A 1742-nucleotide genomic window follows, 5' to 3' on the forward strand; every position below is an offset into this window, starting at 1 on the left:
ATCCTTGGCAAGCTCTTTTGCCAAAGCTTTCAGTTTTTCTCTATCCATTAAAATGTCCATCGGTAATTCCTCGCTCGAGAGGTTAATAGACCGTGGACATTTACACAAATTTATTCACAGGCTCTAACAATAAAATCGCCAATCCTGAAGAATTCTTTTTCATTTTAAATAAAGTCAATTCAGGGTTTTTGACAGCATGTTCGATACGAGCATCTAAATTAGGAAAGAGAGAACTATTTACATAATTCACTTTAACTTTAACGTTATCATTCTTAGCGATCTTGTCGCCACTTTTTGAAGTCGCATCGCCAGCCGTATCGTTTGCCGCATCGTCAGCCGTATTATGAGCTGCATTATTAGCCTCCTTATCAGCGGCTTTTTTAGCTTTCGCCTTCTTTTTCTCTATGGCTCGTAATTCAGCCGCGATTTGCTTTTTAAAATACCTCACTTCACTTTCAGCAAAGCTCACATTTTGCGCAATGTCTAAAGACTGCATGTATGCACTTGATTCCGTATTCTTCGCGTCCTCATCCGACAACTTGAAGTTAAGCTGTGTATTCTTCAAATCGCTAAGATTTTTTTCTGCCTGAGTAAGCGATACTTCTAAAGCGGGTATGCCGATCTCTTTCCCGTCTATGCTATCAATCTCATTTTGCAATTCTCTTATTTCGATACGCGTTTCGTTAATTTCATCACTTAATTTGATCGCGTCTTCACTAAATGGTTTTAGCTTTGCTTGTTTCGCCAATTGTTGGCTCATGCTTAATTCGGCAGCCTTCAACTCTTTAACAACATCAGCGCGAGAGTCTGCATTCCCATCGAGGGACGGCGCATTCATCGTTAAAGAAAAAATGAAAAACATGAGAAAGATCAAAAACAAAAACAAGGCCAACGGCGACACGAAAGACGTGCGTTTTCCATCAATATACTGCTTCGTTAATTGCCCCGGCTTAAAAAGTAGAGCCGGAATCGTGCGCCAAGACTTCGTATCAAAATGCAAGATGCCGTGTAAGACCTCTTCAATCATGTGCAATAAAGAACGGTGAATATGAGCAGACTGGCCGCAATTTTGGCAAAAAGCACCAGTTAAGGTGGCACCACAATTCGCACAATCTTTATGCGATTCTGCGTTTTGATCTTTATTGTTTTTGCCTTGCTGATTGGCTAGTTCATCACTCACAACAATAGCCGTTAAAGCTTCACCTGCACCGCTGATTTCAATACTCATGAATTACCTCAATTTGTCGATCGACAGATTGTGCCTTACTCAGCAGGTAGTCTCAAGATAAACCTAAAAACAGAAAACAAATTGACACAAGTGTGGAAAGCAAAAGTTTGGTAGCATTTTGGAACGAATGTGTGCCGGTGTTATAGGTAAAACTTTTTATTACGGTGATTTGCTAGTATTTGGTTTGACCTCTTGACTAGCAAAGGCGAATGGCAGACTCTGCCGTTCTAAGAAAATGTGGAGCGGGTATAAACCGCACCGTGAACATGTTCGAGATACCGAGAAGATGATTGAGTGTTCGAGTAAATAGTTGATCGAATTATTGTTGACGTGATTTACAGCGCGGATTAGACCCGCCCTTCTATGATGCATGTCAAGTCCAACTTGCAGAGCCTGTGAATAAATTTGTGTAAATGTCCACGGTCTATTAACCTCTCGAGCGAGGAATTACCGATGGACATTTTAATGGATAGAGAAAAACTGAAAGCTTTGGCAAAAGAGCTTGCCAAGGATA

General features: G+C 40.8%; 1 protein-coding gene and 1 pseudogene. Both read right to left on the reverse strand.

What is annotated here, in order from left to right:
• Positions 1-100: 100 nt before the first annotated feature.
• A complete protein-coding gene (locus H8K52_RS20530; protein ID WP_246464734.1) occupies positions 101-838 on the reverse strand; it encodes a hypothetical protein in 738 nt (245 codons plus the stop codon).
• 30 nt (positions 839-868) lie between these two features.
• Positions 869-1228, reverse strand: a pseudogene (locus H8K52_RS21995) (DUF3667 domain-containing protein); the annotation flags it as partial.
• Positions 1229-1742: the final 514 nt, after the last annotated feature.

It is taken from the genome of Affinundibacterium seohonense (assembly GCF_014284305.1).
Taxonomy (GTDB): Bacteria; Pseudomonadota; Gammaproteobacteria; order Burkholderiales; family Burkholderiaceae_D; genus Undibacterium; species Undibacterium seohonense.